General features: G+C 65.4%; 16 protein-coding genes. 8 read left to right on the top strand and 8 right to left on the bottom strand.

Annotated features, from left to right (window positions below):
• The first annotated feature begins 135 nt into the window (after window positions 1-135).
• Window positions 136-507 (top strand): diacylglycerol kinase, encoded by a 372-nt coding sequence (locus AC3A56_RS03640; protein WP_487769369.1) that lies wholly within the window; start codon window positions 136-138, stop codon window positions 505-507.
• A 19-nt stretch (window positions 508-526) separates the two neighbouring features.
• Here the strand turns inward: AC3A56_RS03640 and AC3A56_RS03635 are convergent, their stop codons facing one another.
• Complete coding sequence (locus AC3A56_RS03635) at window positions 527-1,342, bottom strand: sel1 repeat family protein (RefSeq protein ID WP_487769368.1); 816 nt, start codon at window positions 1,340-1,342, stop codon at window positions 527-529.
• Window positions 1,343-1,571: 229 nt separating this feature from the next.
• Here AC3A56_RS03635 and AC3A56_RS03630 point away from each other — a divergent pair, with 229 nt between their 5' ends.
• The 3 genes from AC3A56_RS03630 to AC3A56_RS03620 are packed head-to-tail and all read left to right on the top strand — an operon-like array spanning window position 1,572 to window position 3,576.
• Window positions 1,572-2,189, top strand: a complete 618-nt coding sequence (locus AC3A56_RS03630) for a LemA family protein (protein WP_487769367.1) — start codon at window positions 1,572-1,574, stop codon at window positions 2,187-2,189.
• A complete protein-coding gene (locus AC3A56_RS03625) occupies window positions 2,189-3,073 on the top strand; it encodes a TPM domain-containing protein (protein ID WP_487769366.1) in 885 nt (294 codons plus the stop codon). Before AC3A56_RS03630 ends, AC3A56_RS03625 begins: the two co-directional genes overlap by 1 nt.
• Window positions 3,073-3,576 (top strand): TPM domain-containing protein, encoded by a 504-nt coding sequence (locus AC3A56_RS03620; RefSeq protein ID WP_487769365.1) that lies wholly within the window; start codon window positions 3,073-3,075, stop codon window positions 3,574-3,576. The genes AC3A56_RS03625 and AC3A56_RS03620 overlap by 1 nt, the downstream gene beginning before the upstream one ends.
• 214 nt (window positions 3,577-3,790) lie before the next feature.
• Here AC3A56_RS03620 and AC3A56_RS03615 read toward each other — a convergent pair whose 3' ends face one another.
• Complete coding sequence (locus AC3A56_RS03615) at window positions 3,791-5,755, bottom strand: alpha/beta hydrolase family protein (RefSeq protein WP_487769364.1); 1,965 nt, start codon at window positions 5,753-5,755, stop codon at window positions 3,791-3,793.
• Window positions 5,756-5,972: 217 nt separating this feature from the next.
• On the opposite strand from AC3A56_RS03615, the gene lgt reads away from it, so the two are divergent.
• Entirely contained in the window at window positions 5,973-6,791 is an 819-nt protein-coding gene (gene lgt / locus AC3A56_RS03610; RefSeq protein ID WP_487769363.1) for a prolipoprotein diacylglyceryl transferase, read from the top strand.
• Between the two features lie 84 nt (window positions 6,792-6,875).
• On the opposite strand, the gene AC3A56_RS03605 is transcribed toward lgt, so the two are convergent.
• Together AC3A56_RS03605 and AC3A56_RS03600 are read right to left on the bottom strand one after the other, a co-directional pair.
• Window positions 6,876-8,849, bottom strand: a complete 1,974-nt coding sequence (locus AC3A56_RS03605; RefSeq protein ID WP_487769362.1) for an alpha/beta hydrolase family protein — start codon at window positions 8,847-8,849, stop codon at window positions 6,876-6,878.
• Between the two features lie 333 nt (window positions 8,850-9,182).
• The gene (locus AC3A56_RS03600) at window positions 9,183-10,196 is read right to left on the bottom strand and encodes a TIGR00266 family protein (protein ID WP_487769361.1); all 1,014 of its coding nucleotides are present in this window, start codon (window positions 10,194-10,196) and stop codon (window positions 9,183-9,185) included.
• Window positions 10,197-10,289: 93 nt separating this feature from the next.
• Here AC3A56_RS03600 and AC3A56_RS03595 point away from each other — a divergent pair, with 93 nt between their 5' ends.
• The 3 genes from AC3A56_RS03595 to AC3A56_RS03585 all read left to right on the top strand — a co-directional run bounded on the left by AC3A56_RS03595 (window position 10,290) and on the right by AC3A56_RS03585 (window position 12,681).
• Window positions 10,290-11,084, top strand: a complete 795-nt coding sequence (locus AC3A56_RS03595) for a thymidylate synthase (RefSeq protein WP_487769360.1) — start codon at window positions 10,290-10,292, stop codon at window positions 11,082-11,084.
• Between the two features lie 146 nt (window positions 11,085-11,230).
• Window positions 11,231-11,719, top strand: a complete 489-nt coding sequence (locus AC3A56_RS03590; protein WP_056717857.1) for a dihydrofolate reductase — start codon at window positions 11,231-11,233, stop codon at window positions 11,717-11,719.
• A gap of 5 nt (window positions 11,720-11,724) precedes the next feature.
• The gene (locus tag AC3A56_RS03585; protein WP_487769359.1) at window positions 11,725-12,681 is read left to right on the top strand and encodes a Nudix family hydrolase; all 957 of its coding nucleotides are present in this window, start codon (window positions 11,725-11,727) and stop codon (window positions 12,679-12,681) included.
• Window positions 12,682-12,721: 40 nt separating this feature from the next.
• On the opposite strand, the gene coaE is transcribed toward AC3A56_RS03585, so the two are convergent.
• From coaE to AC3A56_RS03565, 4 genes are all read right to left on the bottom strand, one after another.
• Window positions 12,722-13,345, bottom strand: coding sequence for a dephospho-CoA kinase (gene coaE / locus AC3A56_RS03580; RefSeq protein ID WP_487769358.1), 624 nt, complete (start codon window positions 13,343-13,345; stop codon window positions 12,722-12,724).
• Window positions 13,342-14,199 carry a prepilin peptidase gene (locus AC3A56_RS03575; protein ID WP_487769357.1) on the bottom strand — a complete coding sequence of 286 codons (858 nt, stop codon included), beginning with the start codon at window positions 14,197-14,199 and terminating at the stop codon, window positions 13,342-13,344. The genes coaE and AC3A56_RS03575 overlap by 4 nt, the downstream gene beginning before the upstream one ends.
• Before the next feature lie 15 nt (window positions 14,200-14,214).
• Window positions 14,215-14,607 (bottom strand): endonuclease domain-containing protein, encoded by a 393-nt coding sequence (locus AC3A56_RS03570; RefSeq protein ID WP_487769356.1) that lies wholly within the window; start codon window positions 14,605-14,607, stop codon window positions 14,215-14,217.
• A gap of 83 nt (window positions 14,608-14,690) precedes the next feature.
• Window positions 14,691-15,962, bottom strand: coding sequence for a type II secretion system F family protein (locus AC3A56_RS03565; protein ID WP_487769355.1), 1,272 nt, complete (start codon window positions 15,960-15,962; stop codon window positions 14,691-14,693).
• Window positions 15,963-16,001: the final 39 nt, after the last annotated feature.

The raw sequence follows: 16,001 nt of genomic DNA, 5'->3' as shown, positions 1-16,001 counted from the left end.
GGGCCGTGTGCGGACGGCTGCTTGTGGCATCATCAGGCGCCTGCCATCACCGCTTCCCGGAGCCCGGCCCACCATGCCCCAACCCGATTCCACCCTATCACCACAGCGACCACCGGCCGGACGGCGGGTCCGCTGATGGCCGCCGAAGGTTTTCGTGGTCCGAAGCAGGTCTGGAACGCATTCCGCTGGTCGATGAAGGGCTTGCGCGCTGGCTGGAAGCACGAGGCATCCTTTCGCCTGGAAGCCTGCCTGGCCATCGTGATGGTGCCGCTGGGCCTGTGGCTGGGCCATGGCGGGCTGGAAAAGTTCGCGCTGATCCTGGCCCCGTTGTTGGTGCTGTCGGCCGAGCTGCTGAACTCGGCGATCGAGGCGGTGGTCGACAAGGTCAGCCCCGAATTCAACGAACTGGCCGGGCGCGCCAAGGACATGGGCTCGGCCGCGGTGTTCGTGCTGCTGATGCTGGTGGTGCTGAGCTGGGCGCTGATCCTGCTGCCGCGCTGGCTCTGAACCAGCGCGACAGACGCGATTACTGGATATCTTTCCGTCTGTCAGCGTGCTTCACCGGCAGCCCCGAAGGGTTGACGCCCTGCAGTGCGCCGACAGTCACCTGGCCGGTCCACTCACGATCGCGGTTCTCGAAATACTGCTTCGGATCCCAGCGCCAGGAAGCGTAGAGATTGCCGCAGCCGCTCGCGGTTGCTCCACCGATGGTCGCGGCGCCGCAATCCGGATACCCGCCGTATCCCTTGGCCTGGCCGAAGAATTGCGTGGTCGTCATGCTGGTGACCGAGTCGGCGCCGAAGCCCAGATATGAACCCGTCAGCTGGGTGCGGTTCCAGCGCAGCATCTTGGCCATCCGCGGCTTCGCGGTGGCGTCGCCATATTCCGGATACAGCTTTTCCAGCAATGCCTTGGCTTGCTCGCGCTGGGATGCATCGAGCCGAGCCCATACACCATCGCGGGTGGCGAGGAACTGGGGATACTTGCGCTCGGCGGCCATGGCGATCCAGGCGAAGGCGGCAACCGGGTCCTTTTGCACGCCCTGGCCGTTGAGATACATCAGACCGATGCTGAGCTGGGACAACTTGTCGGCGTAGCGCGCGCCAATCAGGAAATACTTCATCGCCGCCTTGAAGTCACCCGCCGCGTAACGCTGCATGCCGTTGAATTCACCGAATTCGTCGGGGTGGCCCCAAGTGGAGCTGTTGCTCATCGCTGCCAGCACGGCTTGCGACTGTGTATCGCGCAAGGGAGCGGAGGAGGGTTGACCTGCCGCAGATGCCGCCGACGCGGCCAGAGTGCAAAGAACAGCGCAGATGCAGCGCAGAGAGAGGTGCTTCATGGCGATCTCCTTGAAATTCTCGTTCCGTAAGAATGCCAAGCCCGGCGATGCCTGCCGGTTTGACAGTACGGATGCTGCTCCCGTTTGGCGTCGATATCAACGAACATGCCCGACAAACGCCCGCGCGACCATGCTTCGCCCTGCCCGGGACGGGCCCTGCGCGCGGAACAATTGCGTCACGACGGCGATGGATGCTGCAATGGGCCTTCTTTCGAGCTGGAGCGATTTCATGAAATCCCTGCGCATGCTCCTCGTGCTGCTGCTGGCCGTCATGCTGTCGGGCTGCGGTTACAACGCCATCCAGAAGCAGGATGAGGCGGTCAAGGCCGCCTGGTCCAAAGTGCTCAATCAGTACCAGCGGCGTGCCGACCTGGTGCCGAACCTGGTCAACACGGTCAAGGGCTATGCCCAGCACGAGGAGAAGGTCTTCGTCGAGGTGACCGAGGCCCGTGCCAAGGTGGGCAGCCTGCAGGTCAACGCCGACTCGCTCAACGATCCGCAGAAGCTGCAGCAGTTCCAGGCCGCCCAGGGCGAGCTGGGCAATGCGCTGTCGCGGCTGATGGTGGTCAGCGAGAACTACCCGGAGCTGAAGGCCGACGGCCTGTTCCAGAACCTGCAGGCGCAGCTGGAAGGCACTGAGAACCGGGTTGCCGTGGCACGCAACCGCTACGTGCAGTCGGTGCAGGAATACAACAGCATGATCCGCACCTTTCCCAACAACATGACCGCGAAGATCTTCGGCTACCAGGTGAAGCCGAACTTCAGCGTGCAGAACGAACAGGCCATCTCCACGGCACCGAAGGTCGACTTCGGCACCACTGCACCGGCGCCAGCGGCGACGCACTGATGACGGCCGGGCGCCGGTCGCGCCACTGGCTGCTGGCGCTGCTCCTGCTGCTGCAGACCGGGCTGTACGCGGCGGATGCCGTGCCGAAACTGGCGCGGCATGTCACCGACCTCACCGGCACGCTGACCGCCGGGCAGGTCGACCAGCTCGACGCGCAGCTGGAGGCGCTGGAGAAAGCCAAGGGCGCCCAACTGGTGGTGCTGATGGTCGGCAGCACCGGCGACCAGGACATCGAGGGCTACTCGCTGGCCGTGGCCGAGGCCAACGGGATCGGCCGCAAGGGCACCGATGACGGCGTGTTGCTGCTGATCGCCAAGAACGATCGCAGCGTGCGCATCGAAGTGGGCTACGGCCTCGAGGGCGCGATCCCGGACGCGGCCACGGCGCGGATCATCCGCGAATACATCGCGCCGAAATTCCGCGGCAACGATTATTTCGGCGGCATCAGCGACGCGGTCGGTGCGCTGACCCAGCTGATCGACGGCGAACCGCTGCCGCCGCCGGTCCGCGGTTCGCCCGCGGGCGAACATGGCGGCCTCGACCTGCAGACCGGCTTGATGATCGCCGTGTTCGCGGCACTGTTCCTGCGCGGGATCTTCGGACGCGCGCCGGCATGGCTGCGTGCGTCGCTGGGTGCGCTGGCGATCGGCGGCCTGCTATGGCTGCTGATCTCGATGGGTGCCGGCCTGATCGGCGCGCTGATCGGTGGCGTCCTGATGCTGCTACCCGCCGGCGCCGGCCGTTCGATCGGCGGTGGCGGTTGGGGCGGCCTTGGTGGCGGCGGAGGCTGGGGCGGGGGACGCTCCGGTGGCGGTTTTGGCGGCGGCGGCTTCAGCGGTGGCGGCGGCAGCTTCGGCGGCGGCGGTTCTTCGGGGAGCTGGTGATGGAGCGCATGCGACGGCTGTGGGTGAATCTGTTCGGCGACTGGTTTCGCCTGTCGCGCCGCTTTTCGCCAGCCTTGCTGGACGAGATGGCCGCGGCGATCGCGGCGGGCGAACGCACCCATCTGGGCGAGATCCGTTTTGCGGTCGAGTCGCGGCTGGCGCCGGCGGACGTGCTGGGCGGGCTCGACGCGCCGACCCGCGCGCGGCAGCTGTTCACGCAACTGCGTGTATGGGACACCGAACACAATTCCGGCGTGCTGCTCTACGTGCTGATGGCCGAGCATCGCATCGAGGTCGTCGCCGATCGCGGCATCGCGGCGAAGGTCCCGGCCGAAGCGTGGAGCGCGATCTGCGCGCGCATGCGCCAGTGCTATGCCGGTGGCGAGTGGCGTGCGGGCAGCCTGGCCGGTATCGCTGCGGCGGGCGAGCTGCTGAAACGTCATTTTCCAGGGAATGACGGGTCCCGGCCCGACGAGTTGCCCAACCGGCCGGTATTGCTCTGACGCCGGGCGGCCTGCGCCCTTTCGCGTCGACATGACGCGATGACTTCGGGACCGATTGCCAAGGTTCTCGTCACGGGGCGTCGCAGATGAGGCGGCGCCATGGGGCTGGCTATCGAAGGTCGGAAGGTGGGCCTGGGCTTGGCTGGCGCGACCTGCGAACATCCCGGGCGAATTTTTGTTGCTTTCGCCCGGGACTTCCAGTTCCGGAAAACGGTTACGGAGCGGCCGGCACGCCTGGTCCGATATTCTTCTCGAGGAATGCCTGCAGCTTGTTGTAGAACTCGATGACGTTCTGCTGATCGTAGAAGCCGTGCCCTTCACCTGGCTTGCTCAGCCATTCGTAAGGCTTGTGAGCCGCATCCAGTGCCGCCCTCATGGCCTTCGCCTGTGCGAACGGTGCGCGCTGGTCGTCTTCACCGTGAACCAGCATGACGGGCACGTTGATCTTGTCTGCCAGCTTGTCGGGAGAGTTGGCATCAAGCTCGGCATCGTTTCGGCCAATGACGGTGTTGAGATAGCTGCGGCCGGATTTGCGTTCCTTGATGTCCCCCTTCTTGTACATCATCTTCAGGTCATAGATGCCGGAATAGCCGACGGCGCACTTGAACATGCCCGGCGCCCTGATCGTGGTCATCATGGCCGAGTAGCCGCCAAAACTTCCGCCGAAAACGCAGATGCGCTTGGGGTCGGCGTAATTCTCCGACACGGTCCATTTGACGCCATCAATCAGGTCCTGCTGGATACGCGTACCCCAATTCAGATAGCCAGCTTCCTTGAATGCCGCGCCCCGGCCGGAAGAACCGCGGAAGTTGACCTGCAACACCAGATAGCCGCGACTGGCGAGGAATTGCGCCTCGCTGTCGTAGTACCAGTCGTCCTGCACGCCGATCGGTCCGCCATGTGGCAACAGCACCATCGGCAGATTGGCCTCCGCAGCACCTCTGGGCAGGGTAAGGATGGCCTCCAGTTCCATGCCGTCGCTGGCCTTGAAACGAACCGGCCGGCGTTCGGCCATCTTGGTCGGGTCGATCCACGGTGCGACGGAAAACAGCTTGAGCACCTTGTAGCCGTGCGTGTCGATCAGGTAATAGGTTCCCGGGTCGCGATCGCTGCTCACGTAGAACAGCAGCTTGCCGCCGTCGTCACTGAAATCGATGAAGCGCACCTGGCCCGGGAATTTCTGGCTGAGTGCCCGATGGAGCTTGGCCATCGGCAGGTTCGGGTCGATATAGCTGACGATGGGCATGCCGGTGGCGGGAGACGTTGCAAAGGGCCGGTACGGCAAGGCCGTCCACTGGATGCTGCCGATGCTGCTGAACGCATCGCTTGCCAGGACTTTGCGGTTGGCGCCGTTTTCATCCTGTTCGACCAGCGCCGTCGGACCACCGCCGGCGTTGTACTGGGCGTATACCCGTTTCTGATCGGGAGTGAAGAAGATCGGCGAGAAGCTTCCGCCGATCTGGGCCGCACCGAGCTTTGCCCAATTGCCGTCCTGCTGGTGGTAGACGACATAATCGTAATCGTCGTTGCGGCCGTAGGCGTAATGCGCCTTGCCGTCGGCGCCGACCATGAAGTCCATGCCGCGTACATTGATCTCGCCGATCAGATGACGCGCGTTCTTGCCGGCATCCACATCGTAGAGGGTGCTGCGGTTGTTGTCGTCCCAGCCCTGTTCGCGCAGGTAGAAGTGGCCATTGGTCGGCGTTGGCAACCCGTCGACGAAGCCCCAGCCACGGTCGATGCCACGAGTCGATGCGCGCTTGCCGAATTTCCCCCGTGAACCGTACAAGTAGTCCTGGTGCGTTCCGTCGAGGTCGGTGGCGATGACTTCGCCAGTCAGTTGGGGCGCGTCGAGGGAGCCGTATTGCTGGCCCTTGTCGATCACCAGGCGGGTGTTGCTGACCCAAGTGATATCAGCAGCCATTTCGTATTTCGGCAGGCGCAGCATGCTTATGGGCTGCTTCATGTCGTCCACCTTGTAGACGGCCAGCGCATGCGATACCCCGTCAGGATCATTGACGTTCACGGCAAGGTGTTGCCCGTCCGGGGAGAGCCGCGGCATGGTCAACTCCGAACTCCGGGCGAACTCCGATACGGGAATCCTGTCGGCCGCCATGACGGCAATCGGAAACAACAGCACAGCTGCGGACAGCACGTTCCGCGCAACACGGTAAGACATCGATTTTCCCCCTGACTAGCTCCTGCCTGGAAACGCCGATCGCCTGGAGCATGACGGACCGGACGGATGCAAACGCAATCCCATGTTCGCGTGACGCCTCCCCGGGAACACGCCTTCGGATACTAACTCTACTGGTGGCGTTCACAAAGAGCATGCCGGTTGTCTCGTGCCGGCATCCCGCAAGTTACACTCTGTCTTTGCCCGCTGCGCGTCCCCCATGTCCCAGCCCTACATCGTCGATATCAATCCCGTCGCGTTCCATCTCGGCCCGGTGCAGGTGCACTGGTACGGCCTGATGTATCTGCTGGGCTTCTTTTTCGTGGCTGTGCTGGGCGAATATCGGCGCCGGCGCGGGCGCCTGCCGGTCACCCGCGATGCGCTGGGGGACCTGCTGTTCTACGGCATGCTCGGCGTGATCGCGGGCGGGCGCATCTGGTACATGCTGTTCTATGCCGACATCGACTGGATCTGGACCGCACCGCTGACCCTGTTCAAGGTGTGGGACGGCGGGATGAGCTTCCACGGAGGCCTGCTCGGCGTGCTGGCGGCGGGCTGGTGGTGGTCGCGGCGGCAGAAGCTGCATTTCTTCGACACCATCGATTTCGTGGCGCCGCTGGTGCCGATCGGGCTGGGGCTGGGTCGGCTGGGCAACTTCATCAATGGCGAGCTGTGGGGCAAGCCGAGCGACGTGTCGTGGGCGATGATCTTCCCCCAGGCGCCCGACCGGCTGCCGCGGCATCCCTCGCAGTTGTACGAGATGCTGCTGGAGGGCCTGGTGATGTTCGTGGTGTTGTGGCTGGTCTCGCTGAAGCCGCGGCCGCGCTACCTGGTGTCGGGCCTGTTCGCGCTGCTGTACGGCTGCTTCCGTTTCGCGGTGGAATTCGTGCGCGTGCCCGACGCGCAACTGGGCTACCTGTTCGGCACCTCGTGGGTGACGATGGGGCAGATGCAATCGCTCCCGCTGATCGCCGTCGGGTTGGTGCTGATCGCGATGTCGCGCCGGGCGCCGACGCTGCCGCTGGCTTCCGTCCAGTAGAACGGGCATCGCCGCCGCTTCGGCCGGATCGGACTCCGGGCTGAAAGCGGCGGGTGGCACCCGCCCTGTCCAGCGGGGCTGGCATCAGCCGCCCAGGTATTTGCCCAGGAAGTCCTGCATGTGCTGGTACAGGTCCAGGCGATCCTTCTCGCTGTAGAAGCCGTGGCCTTCCTTCGGCTTGCTGAGCCAGACGTAGGGCTTGTCCGCCTTGTCCAGTGCCGAGCGCAGGGCGGTGGCGTTGCGGAAGGGTACGCGCGGGTCGGCCTCGCCATGGGCGATCAGCACGGGGACGTCGAACTTGTCCAGCTGATACAGCGGCGAGATTGCGCGGGCGGCGTCCTTGTCGCCGATCGCCTCGGCGAAATACGTCTGGCCGGCCGCGAAGTGGCTGGTGTCGCTGTGGTCCATGCCGATGGTCCAGTCCGACACGCCGGCGTAGTCGATTGCGCATTTGAACAAGCCGGGTGCGAGGATCGGCGTCATCAGCGACGAGTAGCCACCGAAGCTGCCGCCATAGACGCAGATGCGCGCCTTGTCCGCATAACCCTGGTCGATCGCCCAGTGCACGCCATCGATCAGGTCGTGCTGGATGCGATCGCCGAAGTGCTTGTAGCCGTCATGCTGGAACGTCATGCCGCGACCGGCCGAACCCCGGTAATTGACCTGCAGCACCAGGTAGCCGCGGCTGGCCAGAAACTGTGCGTCAGGATCGTAGGTCCATCCGTCGGCGACGCCGATCGGACCGCCATGGGGCAGCAGCACCAGCGGGTGGGTCTTCGCGCCATCCGTGGGCAGCGTGAGATAGCCGTCCAGTTCCATCCCGTCACTGGCCTTGAAGCGGATCGGCTTGCGTTCGGCCATCTGCGCCGGCTTGATCCACGGCTCGACCTGGAACAGCGGCCGCAGGTTCATGCTGTGGCGATCGAACAGCGCGTAGGTGCCCGGGTCACGATCGCTGTAGGCGTGGATCAGCAGGATCATGCCGTCATCGCTGCGCCCGGCGATGTCGATGACTTCATCGGGAAACTTGTCGCTGAGCGCCTTGTGCACCTGCGCCAGCGGGCTTTCATCCAGATAACTGAAGTGGGGCCGACCCGTGCCCAGCGCCACCGCATATGGCGCGCCGTCATGCGGAGCCCACAGAACGTCGCCCACCGCGGAAAAACTGTCGCTGGCGAGCACCTCGCGATCGCTGCCGTCGAGCTTGCTGGCGACCAGTGCTTCGGGGCCGCCGCTGGCGCTGTAGACCGACCACAGCAGTTTGCCATCAGAGCTGATGCGCTGAGGGATCAGCGCCTTGCCGGTGATGCTGGCAGGCATTTGCCGCCACGGCTGGTCCTTGTCGTCACGCGTATACGTGACGATGGTGCTACCCGCGTCAGGTGAGCCATAGGCAAAACGGGCGATGCCATCGTGCATGACGAAATTCATGTCGCCCTTGTCGATCTTGCCCATCAACTCGGCCCGGCCACTGCTCGAATCGACGTCATAGACCAGGCTGCTGTGGGTGTCGTACATGGTGAAGCTGCCGGTGGGCATCGGCCGCAAGTTGACGTAGAGGTGTCCGTTGCGTGGTTCCGGCATGCCGGCAATCGAAGCCGAACCGCGGGGCATGTCCTGCGAATGGATGGATTTGCCGCGAGCGCCGAGGCTGTAAAGCGTGGTCTTGTGGCTGCCGTCGTAGTCGAGCGCCACCAGCTCGCCGGTCATCTGCGGCACGTCCAGCCAGGCGGATTCGTACGCCAGCGCCACCACCAGGCGGGTGTTGCTGACCCACACCACCTTGCCCGGCACGTTGCGCCTGGCCATGTCGAGGCGGCTCAGCGGCTTGAGGTCAGGCAAGTGCAGCACCGCCAGTTGATACCGGTTGTTGCCATCGTCGTCGGTGCTGCGCACGGCGACTGCCAGCAACTGGCCGTCTGGCGAAAGACTGGGGTTGCTCAGCTCGCCACGGCGAACGAAGTCCTGGATCGGCAGCAGCGTCGCCGGAGCGGCAAGCGCAGCGAATGAAACGAACGCGAAAGCGAGCGCCAGCAAACGGCGCACAACGATGGACATGATGAACTCCCCTTGGTCCCGGCGATGCGGTCCGGCCGGACGTTCCGGCGAACCCCGATGGGTCTGTCCGGGGACAGCCCGTCAGTTCGTACGCCAGCCAGCCCCCCGGCAGCGTCGAACTATACAAGTGTAACCCCGCGACAACGGTGACCGGTACTTGCGGCATCCCCGGCTGACGCAGCGTGCCCACCGGGAATCGCCGCCGCGTGCTCGGGCGGCGCGGCCTGCGTCGCTGCGCCGGGCGCTCGCAGCGCTGCCGGTTTTGCAGGCCGCCCTTCACGACTTCGCCAAATCAGGAGCCGTAGCTGGCGCCCGCCTTGCGGTTCGCGGTATTCAGAAATTCCGGTCGCCACCCAGGATGTCGCCCAACCCGCCGAGGATCGATCCCTCGCCGCGACGCTGGTCACCGCCCTGCGGCGCCGCGGCCAGCATGCGGCCGGCCATGCGCGAGAACGGCAGCGACTGCAGCCACACCGTGCCCGGTCCGGTGAGCGTGGCGAGGAACACGCCTTCGCCGCCGAACAGCATGCTCTTGATGCCGCCGACCGGCTTGACGTCCATGTTCACCGTGTCGTGGAAGGCGACCACGCAACCGGTATCCACGTCGAGCCGTTCGCCGGCCTTCAGCTCGCGCTGCACCACGGTGCCGCCGGCGTGCACGAACACCCAGCCGTCGCCTTCGAGCTTCTGCATGATGAAGCCCTCGCCGCCGAACAGGCCGGTCAGGATCTTGCGCTGGAAGAAGATGCCCAGCTGCACGCCGCGGGCGCCGGCCAGGAACGCATCCTTCTGGCAGATCAGCCGGCCGCCATGGTCGGACAGCTTCATCGCCATCACCGTGCCGGGGTAGGGCGCGGCGAACGCGACCTTCGCCTTGCCTTGGCCGTTGTGCGTGAACACGGTGGTGAACAGGCTTTCGCCGGTGATCACCCGCTTGCCGGCGGACATCAGCTTGTCCATCAGCCCGCCGCCGCTCTGGCCGCCGCTGGAGCCGTCGCCGAACACGGTGTCCATCTGCACGGCGGCTTCCTTGTACATCAGCGCACCGGCCTCGGCGATCGCGCTTTCGCCCGGGTCCAGCTCGATCTCGACGAACTGCATGTCGGTGCCGACGATGCGGTAGTCGATCTCGTCGGCGCGGCCGCCGCCCATCGACGCCGGCATCGGCGGTGGCGCCAGCGGCGTGCCGCCCAGCTCGGCCACGCTGCGGATCGGCTTCCATTCGGTGAAGCCTTCGCTCCAGCAATAGCCGTCGGGTTGTCGCCGGGCCTGTTCCCGCGCCGCGGCGTCATCGAGCGGGCCGATCCGGTCGGTGTTCTTGCCGTAGCTGAAAAACCACTGGGCCATGTTCGGTCTCCTTGCTGGAAAAGCCCGAGTCTATGTCGTGCCAGCGCGCGGCGGCAGTGACCGTTGTCATGCCCCTCGGGCTAGAATCGGCGGATGCGCGCTTACCTCGACCTGCTTCGCCACGTCCTCGACCACGGCACCGAAAAGACTGACCGCACCGGCACCGGCACGCGCAGCGTGTTCGGCTGGCAGATGCGCTTCGATCTCAACCGGGGCTTCCCGCTGGTCACCACCAAGAAGCTGCACCTGAAGTCGATCGTGCACGAGCTGATCTGGTTCCTGCGCGGCGACACCAACATCGGTTACCTGAAAGAACATGGCGTGCGGATCTGGGACGAGTGGGCCGACGAAAACGGCGACCTCGGTCCGGTTTACGGCGAGCAGTGGCGCGCCTGGCGTACCGCCGACGGTGGCGTGGTCGACCAGATCGCCTGGGTGATCGACGAGATCGGGCGCAACCCCGATTCGCGGCGACTCATCGTTAATGCCTGGAACGTGGGGGAGCTGCCGAAGATGGCGTTGCTGCCGTGTCACACGATGTTCCAGTTCTACGTGGCGGACGGAAAGCTCAGCTGCCAGCTGTACCAGCGCTCGGGCGACATCTTCCTGGGCGTGCCGTTCAACATCGCCAGTTATGCGCTGTTGACCCACATGGTGGCCCAGGTCTGCGGGCTGGGCGTGGGTGATTTCGTGCACACGCTGGGTGACGCCCATCTGTACAACAACCATCTGGAACAGGCGCGGCTGCAGCTGAGCCGCGACGAGCTGCCGTTGCCGCAGCTGAAGCTCGATCCGGCGGTGCGCTCGATCTTCGATTTCCGCTACGAGGACGTCACCATCGAAGGCTACCGGTCGCACCCGGCGATCAAGGCCGCGGTCGCGGTCTAGGCCTGCGGCTGGAGCCTGCCGAGGCCGGTCGGGAAGGGTGGAATGTCGTCGCAGCCTTGGCGCGGCCTGTTAATATCCAGAGCGATTCGGCGGCATCTTCCCCGGGTGCCGGTCGCCCCCATGAACCAGCCTTACAAGGATTCGCCATGGCCATCTCGCTGATTGCTGCACTCGACGAAAACTTCGCGATCGGCCGCAAGGGACAGCTGCCCTGGCACCTGCCCGATGACCTGCGCTGGTTCAAGCAGCTGACCACCGGCAAGAACGTGTTGATGGGTTACAACACGGCGTTGTCGATCGGCCGCGCGTTGCCGGACCGGGTCAACCTGGTGCTCAGCCGCCGCCACGAGGCGCCGTATCCGGGACAGATCACCGTGCGCTCCATCGAAGAGGCGCAGGCGCGCTGCGACAACACCGGGCTGATGGTGATCGGCGGCGGCATGGTGTTCCGCGAGGCATTGCAGCGCGCGCGCCGCATGTATCTCACCTGGGTCAGCGCCGCCGTCGATGGCGCCGACACATTCTTTCCGGGCGTGCATTTCAGCGAATGGACCGAGGTGTCGCGCGTACACCACAAGGCCGATGCGGACCATGCCTACGATTTCGACATGGTCGAGTACCTGCGCAACAGCTGACGACCATGCCGGTCGAGCCCAAACCGGTCATGCACGTGATGGCCGCGGTCATGCTCGACGCGCTGGGCCGCGTGTTGCTGGCGCAGCGACCGCCGGGCAAGCACCTGGCGGGCCTGTGGGAGTTTCCCGGCGGCAAGCTGGAGGCGGGCGAAACGCCCTTCGAGGCGCTGGCGCGCGAGTTGCGCGAGGAGATCGGCGTCATCCTGCTGCGGGCCGAGCCGCTGATCCGCGTGCCTTGCCACTATCCCGACCGCGAGCTGTTGCTCGATACCTGGCAGACCGCGCAATGGGAAGGCGAACCGCAATCGCTGGAGGGCCAGGCCCTGCAATGGCTGCCGCCGGAGCAGGTTGACCCCTCCATGCTGACCCGGGCCGACCGCGCGATCCTGCAGGCCTTGCGCCTGCCCTCCCGCTACGCCATCACCCCGGCCGACGTGCCGCCGGAGCAGGCTGGTGCGTGGTTCGAGCGGATCGGCCAGGCGATCGAACGCAGTCCGCAACTGGTGCAGTTACACTTGCCGCTGTGGCCGCGCGAGATGGTGCGCGAACTGGCCACCGGCCTGCTGCCACTGGCCCGGCGCCATGGTTCGCAACTGCTGCTGCACGGTGACATCGAAGGTGCGCGGCTGCTGGGTATCGGCGTGCAGTTGCGCAGTCGCGAGCTGGAGGCGCTTGGCGAACGCCCCCTGCTGCCGTCGCAGCTGATCGGCGCCAGTTGCCATGACGCGGCCGACCTTGCCCGGGCCGAGCAACTGGGTGTGGATTTCGCCACCCTGGCGCCGGTCGCCGCCACGCCCACCTATCTGCAGACTCCGCCCTTGGGCTGGACCTGCTTCCAGACGCTGGCAGAAGCCGCTGCATTGCCCGTCTACGCCCTGGGCGGCTTGGCGCCAGCGCACATCGCCCAGGCCCGGACCCATAGCGGTCAGGGCGTCGCGGGAACCCGCGAGTTCTGGCCGTGACGTAGCGATCGCGGGCACCGCCCGCCGGTTTTGCGCCGCATCACGAAGCGCGGCGTGCCAGCTCCAGATAGCGCTGGTGCAGATGGGCAACTGCCTGGTCGAGGGCGGCTTCGTCGCCGCTGTTGTCGATGACGTCGTGGGCGATGGCCAGGCGTTCTTCGCGCCGGGCCTGATTGGCCAGCATGCGGCGGGCCAGCGCCTCGTCGATGCCGTCTCGCGCTGTCAGGCGGGCAAGTTGCGTTGCTTCGGGCGCATCGACCAGCAGCACGCGATCGATCCAGCGGTAGTGTTCGATGTTTTCGACCAGCAGCGGAATGGCCAGCAGGCAATAGGAGCCCGCTTCGGCCATCGCGCGGTCGTGCAGCCACTGCCGCACGCGCGGATGGATGATGGCCTCCAGCGTGCGGCGCGCGCCCGGGTCGGCGAAGACGCGCTGGCGCATGGCGGCGCGATCTAGGCGACCGGCATCGTCCAGCACCTCGGCCCCGAATGCCGCGACCACTTCGGCCAAGCCCGACGTGCCGGGTTCGATCACGTCGCGGGCTGCCACGTCGGCGTCGTGCACGTGCACGCCCAGCGCCTCGAAGCGTCGCGTCACTGCGGTCTTGCCGGCGGCGACGCCACCGGTGAGCCCGATCACCAGCGTCGGTCGATGTCCGGTCATCGCATGCCGGTCAGATGCAGGTAGCCGTCCAGCAGATCCGGGCCGGCCACGAACCAGACCCAGCCGGCGGCGGCGATGAACGGACCGAACGGCATCGGGATCTCACGCTCATGCTTGCGCAGGGCGATCAGGCTGCCACCCACCAGCGCGCCGATCAGCGAGGACAGCAGCACGATCGGCAGCAGCGCGACCGGGCCCATCCACGTGCCCAGGGCCGCCAGCAACTTGAAGTCGCCGTAGCCCATGCCTTCCTTGCCGGTCAGCAGCTTGAACCCCCAGTACACGCTCCAAAGGCTGAGGTAGCCGATCGCCGCGGCAAGAATCGCGCTGGGGGCGCTGACGAACATCGGCAGCAGCGACAGCAACAGGCCCAGCCACAGCAGCGGCAAGGTCAGCTGGTCGGGCAGCAGTTGGGTGCGGAAATCTATGCCGGCCAGGGCAACCAGGGTCCAGGTAAAGATCAGCCCGGCCAGCCCCATCCAGGTCGGCCCGAACTTCCACACGATCATCGCGCTCAGGATGCCGCTGAGCAGTTCCACCAGCGGATACTGGATCGAGATCTTCGTCTGGCAATAGCGGCAGCGTCCGCGCAGCAGCAGCCAGCCGAACAGCGGAATGTTGTCCAGCGCCGACAGCGGATGCTTGCATTGCGGGCAGTGCGACGGCTCGCGCACGATGCCCGGCGGCATGGGCTCGGCGTCGCCCTCGATTTCCAGCACGTCACGGGCCTCGTGGCGCCAGGCCGCGGCCATGCGCTCGGGCAGGCGCAGGATCACCACGTTGAGAAAGCTGCCCACCAGCAAGCCGAGCACGGCAGCCAGGGCAATCCAGAGGACGAAGGGAAGATCGGGCATGCGTCAGCCTTGCTTTTAAGGCCCCTCTCCCTGCGGGAGAGGGGGTGGGGAGAGGGTACGGCCCCGAGCGAAGTTCAAAATCGCCTCAAGCACCGCCTCGGTTTCCTGCAAAACCTGATTGTCCCAGAATCTCAGCACCACGAGGCCTTGTCGCTCTAGCGCACGCGTACGGATGCTGTCCGTTTCCTCGTCGTGTTGCGAACCATCGATCTCGACGACCAGCCTGAGTTCTTCGCAGAAGAAGTCGGCGATATACGGCGGGATGGGGTGCTGACGGCGGAACTTGAGCCCGGCGAGCCGTTTGGCGCGCAGGTGATACCAGAGTTTGAGTTCGGCGTCGGTGCTGGCGGTGCGCAGCAACTTTGCGGTAGTCAACGTTCTGGTGGGCAGAGGCGGTTTGTGGCGCATCGCTTGAACCGTACCCTCTCCCCAACCCCACTCACCCGCAAGGGGACTCCCTCAGGGTCGCCGAAGGGAGAGGGGCTCTTCGGTCAGACCGTACCGGCGAGCTTGAAGATCGGCAAGTACAGCGCCACCACCATGCCGCCCACGATACCGCCCAGCACCACCATGATGATCGGCTCGAGCAGGGTGGACAGGGTGTCGACCGCGTTTTCCACTTCTTCCTCGTAGAACTCGGCCACCTTGAACAGCATGTTGTCCAGTGCGCCGGATTCTTCGCCGATGGCGGTCATCTGCACCACCATGTTCGGGAACAGGCCGGTCTGCTTCATCGCCAGCTGCAGCTGATGACCGACCGAGATGTCGTCGCGCATCTGCCTGACCGCGTCGCCATAGACGATGCTGCCAGTGGCGCCGGAGACGGCCTCCAGTGCCTCGACCAGCGGCACGCCGGCGCGGAAGGTCACGCCCAGCGTGCGCGAGAAGCGGGCGATCGCCGAGTTGCGCACGATATTGCCCATCACTGGCAACTTCAGCGACAGCCGGTCCAGGAAGTGGGCGAATTTCAGCGAGCGCTTCTTGGCGAAGACGATCGCCACGATGCTGCCAATGATGCTGCCGATCACCAGCCACCAGTAGCTCTGCATGAACTCCGACATGTTCACCAGCACCTGGGTCGGCGCGGGCAGGTCGGCACCGGCATCCTGGAAGGTCTTGGAGAACACCGGCACCACGAACAGCAGCATGATCAGCATGACCAGGAACACCACGGCCAGCACCATCATGGGGTAGAACAGTGCCTTCTTGATCTTCTTCTTGATCGCCTCGGTGCGTTCCTTGTAGGTCGCCACGGTGTCCAGCACGGTGTCCAGCACGCCCGAGGCTTCGCCGGCGTGGACCAGGTTGCAGTAGAGCTCGTCGAACTGTACGGGGTAGCGGCCCAGCGCTTCATGCAGGGACGCGCCGCCCTCGATGTTCTGCTTCACGTCCAGCAGGATGTTCTTGAAGCGGACGTTCTTCTGGCCATCGGCGATGATGTCGAAGGCCTGCACCATCGGCACGCCAGACGCCATCATGGTGGCGATCTGGCGACTGAAGACGGCCACGTCGCCCGGCTTCACCGTGCTGCCGGAGGAGCCGAACAGGGGCTTGGAGCGCTCGCGCACGGTCTGCGGGTTCATGCCCTGGCGGCGCAGTTCGGCCTTCACCAGCGAGGCGTTCTTCGCCGGCATGTCTCCCTTCATGCGCTTGCCGCGCTTGTCCAGCGCCACCCATTCGTAGGTGGTCAGCTTGCTGACTTCGGCACGTTGGGCGCCGAGCGCGCGCGCCTTGTCGATATTCGTTGCGGTAGCCGTGGCCATGCGCATCTTCCCCCAGTGGTCCAGTCCCGGCGCCGTCCC

This window comes from Rhodanobacter sp. Soil_C_14 (genome assembly GCF_057657335.1).
Note: the sequence above shows the minus strand (reverse complement) of the source record. Positions and strands in the feature narration are given on the sequence as shown.

Bases quoted from the DNA above. Each gene is read 5' to 3' on its own strand.
- AC3A56_RS03640 (WP_487769369.1), top strand. From the start codon at position 136: ATGGCCGCCGAAGGTTTTCGTGGTCCGAAGCAGGTCTGGAACGCATTC.
- AC3A56_RS03635 (WP_487769368.1), bottom strand. From the start codon at position 1,342: ATGAAGCACCTCTCTCTGCGCTGCATCTGCGCTGTTCTTTGCACTCTG.
- AC3A56_RS03630 (WP_487769367.1), top strand. From the start codon at position 1,572: ATGAAATCCCTGCGCATGCTCCTCGTGCTGCTGCTGGCCGTCATGCTG.
- AC3A56_RS03625 (WP_487769366.1), top strand. From the start codon at position 2,189: ATGACGGCCGGGCGCCGGTCGCGCCACTGGCTGCTGGCGCTGCTCCTG.
- AC3A56_RS03620 (WP_487769365.1), top strand. From the start codon at position 3,073: ATGGAGCGCATGCGACGGCTGTGGGTGAATCTGTTCGGCGACTGGTTT.
- AC3A56_RS03615 (WP_487769364.1), bottom strand. From the start codon at position 5,755: ATGTCTTACCGTGTTGCGCGGAACGTGCTGTCCGCAGCTGTGCTGTTG.
- lgt (WP_487769363.1), top strand. From the start codon at position 5,973: ATGTCCCAGCCCTACATCGTCGATATCAATCCCGTCGCGTTCCATCTC.
- AC3A56_RS03605 (WP_487769362.1), bottom strand. From the start codon at position 8,849: ATGTCCATCGTTGTGCGCCGTTTGCTGGCGCTCGCTTTCGCGTTCGTT.
- AC3A56_RS03600 (WP_487769361.1), bottom strand. From the start codon at position 10,196: ATGGCCCAGTGGTTTTTCAGCTACGGCAAGAACACCGACCGGATCGGC.
- AC3A56_RS03595 (WP_487769360.1), top strand. From the start codon at position 10,290: ATGCGCGCTTACCTCGACCTGCTTCGCCACGTCCTCGACCACGGCACC.
- AC3A56_RS03590 (WP_056717857.1), top strand. From the start codon at position 11,231: ATGGCCATCTCGCTGATTGCTGCACTCGACGAAAACTTCGCGATCGGC.
- AC3A56_RS03585 (WP_487769359.1), top strand. From the start codon at position 11,725: ATGCCGGTCGAGCCCAAACCGGTCATGCACGTGATGGCCGCGGTCATG.
- coaE (WP_487769358.1), bottom strand. From the start codon at position 13,345: ATGACCGGACATCGACCGACGCTGGTGATCGGGCTCACCGGTGGCGTC.
- AC3A56_RS03575 (WP_487769357.1), bottom strand. From the start codon at position 14,199: ATGCCCGATCTTCCCTTCGTCCTCTGGATTGCCCTGGCTGCCGTGCTC.
- AC3A56_RS03570 (WP_487769356.1), bottom strand. From the start codon at position 14,607: ATGCGCCACAAACCGCCTCTGCCCACCAGAACGTTGACTACCGCAAAG.
- AC3A56_RS03565 (WP_487769355.1), bottom strand. From the start codon at position 15,962: ATGGCCACGGCTACCGCAACGAATATCGACAAGGCGCGCGCGCTCGGC.